The sequence below is a fragment of the Neisseria sp. P0021.S005 genome (assembly GCF_051956955.1).
On sequence record NZ_JBQCWY010000356.1, the window covers coordinates 1 to 3,149 of the forward strand.

Consider the following 3,149-nt stretch of genomic DNA (forward strand, 5'->3'; position numbering starts at 1 on the left):
ATTATGAAGAGGTAAATGGATTTGAGTATATTGATAAAGCTCCTTCTATTTATTTTTCAGTTGGAGATGATTTCAATCCTGAAGAATTAATTATACCTATTAATTTAGCATATCATTACTTTCATATTGCAATATCTGATTTCTTAATAGCTCACCCTGAATATCAAAAAAAGTGTAAAGAAATACAAAAAACATATTCTCAAACAAACTGTAGCCTGCATGAAACCTAAAATCCATGCGTAAAGTGTGTGCTTCAGCACGAAAGATGGAATATTAAACCGAATCAGCGACGGCGGCCAAAGCCCCGACCCATGCTTGGGCGGCGGTAGTTGGAAGGCTGACGCGCGGTTTCGCGGTAACGCTGTTGCTGTTGAGCGTTTTGTTGTTGCGCATTTTGCTGTTGGGCACGCAGGGTGCGCGTATTCAGCTGTTGGCTGGTGCGTCCGTTTGGACGTGCGGTTTGATAATAGTTGGTACGGGCTTGACGGGCAATCGGGCTGTTTTGATTGCGCGCCTGTGTGAATTTGTTGGCCAATGCGTTGCCGATAAATGCACCGGCTGCCGCGCCCACCAAGCTTTGCAGCAGCCAGCTGCCGGTGGATTGGTCGTAGATGTATTGTTGACCGTCTGTACCGGTTACCGGTTGGCCGTTGTTGCCGTTGGCTTGTGCCTCGGCAGGAATGGTGTCTTTCACGGCTTCAGGCGTGAGCTGGTAAACCGTATTGTCTTCTTGTTGGCCGTTTTGTTGTGCCAACTGTTGTTGCAATGCTTCGATTTGTTTTTGTTGTTGCTCAAGCTGCGCTTGGGTATTGTCTTTGCAGGCAGCGAGGGCAAAAGTGGAAAGGGCGGCTAAGGCAATCAGTTTTTTCATTGTTTTTCCTGAGAGAAGTTTGTCTTTGCCGAGATTTCGGCGGAGTGTGTTTGCCTAATATTAAACCATTTCCCTGTTTTTCAAGTGGTTTTACAAAATAATATTGGAAAGTTGCGCGGCAAATGCACGGCTGTTGGCGGCCAGATTGCCCAGTGTAGGCATCTCGTGTTCGGTTTCGATAATCAGCAGGTTGGCAGGGCGGCGGGTGTGCAGGGACATTTGCATTTCAGCGGGAGAGAAGGGCATGTGATGGCGTTTGGCGAAGGCTTCGGCGCGTTTGTTGGCGGTTTTGAGCATGGGCAACAGGGTAATGTCCAAATGGAAACGGCGTACGCCCAAAACCAAAATACGCGCCGCGAAGAAATCCGCTTCATCAGTAAAAACGCTGGGGCTGCTTTGATTGAAATCGTGACGCTCTGCGGCAATCAAAGTCGCGATGGTGCGTACTTGCGGAATTAAGGCTTCGCTGATGAGGTTGTCGGGCGTATCAGGCAAAGTGAGCGTGTTGGACATGCTGTGGTGGCTGTTGCTGTCAACGACCATGCGGCAGGTGTGTAACATTTGAGTTTGGCTGTGGATTTTAGTTGAAGCGGTCATGGCTGTATTCCTTATTTCTTAAAAATGGGTGGATTTAAGCGGCCATGGTGGGTATAAAAAAAGCCGCTCAAATGAGGCGGCTCTGATTTGCGTATTTTCAATTTGGTCTGTTTCAGACAAGCGCAAAAAAGTACCGCACGTTTGTGTGGTACCAATAGAAGAAAGTAGCGGAGCATTGCGCGGTTTGCATGATGAAAATACGTCTTTAATGTATAAAAGTATGGAACGTAGTTTAAAACAAGAAGGCCAGTAATTTCAATATCCAATCGATAAAACCCACCAATAAATCTACAAGTTGTTGTAATCCTTCCAATTTATTTTCTTTCGAGTGAGTCAAATTTGCATAATTATAATGCAAGACAAGATAAATTGATAACAATCCGAGCAAGTTCCTTAAAAAGGCCGTCTGAAATTCAGCTTTCAGACGGCCTTTATTTTGGCTTGTCCAATCAATAAACGTCGCGTTGGTAGCGTTTGTCTTCGCGCAGGTCGTTGAGGTAGTCCTCGGCTTCGTCGCGGCTGAGTTTGCCTTGGGTTTCGATGACTTCGATCAGGGCGTTTTCGACATCGCGCGCCATGCGTGCTGCGTCGCCGCAGACGTAGATGTGTGCGCCTTGTTGCAGCCAGTTCCAAACTTCGGCGGCGCGTTCGGTGATTTTGTGTTGGACATAGACTTTGTGTTCGCCTTGGCGGCTCCATGCGAGGTCGGCGCGGGTAAGGAGGCCGTCTTTGCGCCAATCACTCCATTCGAGTTGGTAGAGGAAGTCGTCAGCCAGGCGTTGGTTGCCGAAGAAGAGCCAGTTTTTGCCGCTGTCGCCATTGGCGGCGCGTTGTTGCATGAAGGAGCGGAAGGGGGCGACGCCTGTGCCTGCGCCGATCATGATGATGGGTGTATCGCTGTTTTGCGGCAGGCGGAAGTTGGGGTTGGGTTCGACAAAGACGCGGACTTCGCTGCCTTCTTCGAGGCGTTCACCCAAGTAGCCGGATGCTGCGCCGGTGTAGGTGTGGTCGTGGTGGTCGAAACGGACGACGCCGATGGTGAGGTGGACTTCTTCGCCGACTTCGTCTTGTGCGGAGGCGATGGAGTAAAGGCGCGGGGTTTGTGGGCGGAAGAGGCTGTATAGGGTTTGTGCGTCCAGTGGGTGCGGATAGGCTGCGAATACGCCTACGGGCGGTGTGGCGGCGAGGTAGGCATCCAGTTGGGCTTTATCTGCGGCTATGGCTTTGAGTTCTTCGTTGTTTGTTAATTCGGCGTATTGTTGGACGAATGCCGGTGTGTTTTGGGTGATGTCTGCGGATTCGGTCAGGGCGGTGCGGATGTCGGTTTCGCGGCCGTCTGAAAGTTGGACGGTTTCGCTGCCGGTCAGTTGGTTGAGGTCGAGGATTTCTTGAACGAGGTCGGCGGCATTCAGCGGCCATACGCCGAGTGCGTCGCCTGCCTGATAATGCAAACCTGAGCCGCTGAGGTCGATTTCGATGTGTTCGACGTCTTTTTCTGCGGTGCGTGAGGTGATTTTCTGGCGCACGGAGAGGGTGGCTGTGTAGGGGTTTTCTTTGGTGTAGATGGTGCCGCTGCTTGGTGTTGCTGAGCCGTTTGATGCGGCGGTTGTACTTGGGCTTGTTGCTTGGGCGGTTAATTCGGCCACTTTGGGTACGACGGCGGCAATCCATGCGTCGGCAT

The 3,149-nt window shown here is 50.7% G+C and carries 3 protein-coding genes and 1 pseudogene; 1 reads left to right on the forward strand and 3 read right to left on the reverse strand.

Annotated elements, in window-relative coordinates:
• Positions 1-230: pseudogene (locus ACTHUE_RS14100) on the forward strand (hypothetical protein); the annotation flags it as partial.
• 53 nt (positions 231-283) lie between these two features.
• Here the strand turns inward: ACTHUE_RS14100 and ACTHUE_RS14105 are convergent.
• The 3 genes from ACTHUE_RS14105 to ACTHUE_RS14115 all read right to left on the reverse strand — a co-directional run.
• On the reverse strand, positions 284-871 hold the full coding sequence (locus tag ACTHUE_RS14105; protein WP_070461669.1) for a hypothetical protein: 588 nt from the start codon (positions 869-871) through the stop codon (positions 284-286).
• Between the two features lie 90 nt (positions 872-961).
• Complete coding sequence (locus tag ACTHUE_RS14110; RefSeq protein ID WP_107791809.1) at positions 962-1,468, reverse strand: hypothetical protein; 507 nt, start codon at positions 1,466-1,468, stop codon at positions 962-964.
• Positions 1,469-1,917: 449 nt separating this feature from the next.
• Positions 1,918-3,149: diflavin oxidoreductase (locus ACTHUE_RS14115; RefSeq protein ID WP_440423787.1), on the reverse strand; the 1,232-nt coding region annotated here is incomplete at its 5' end.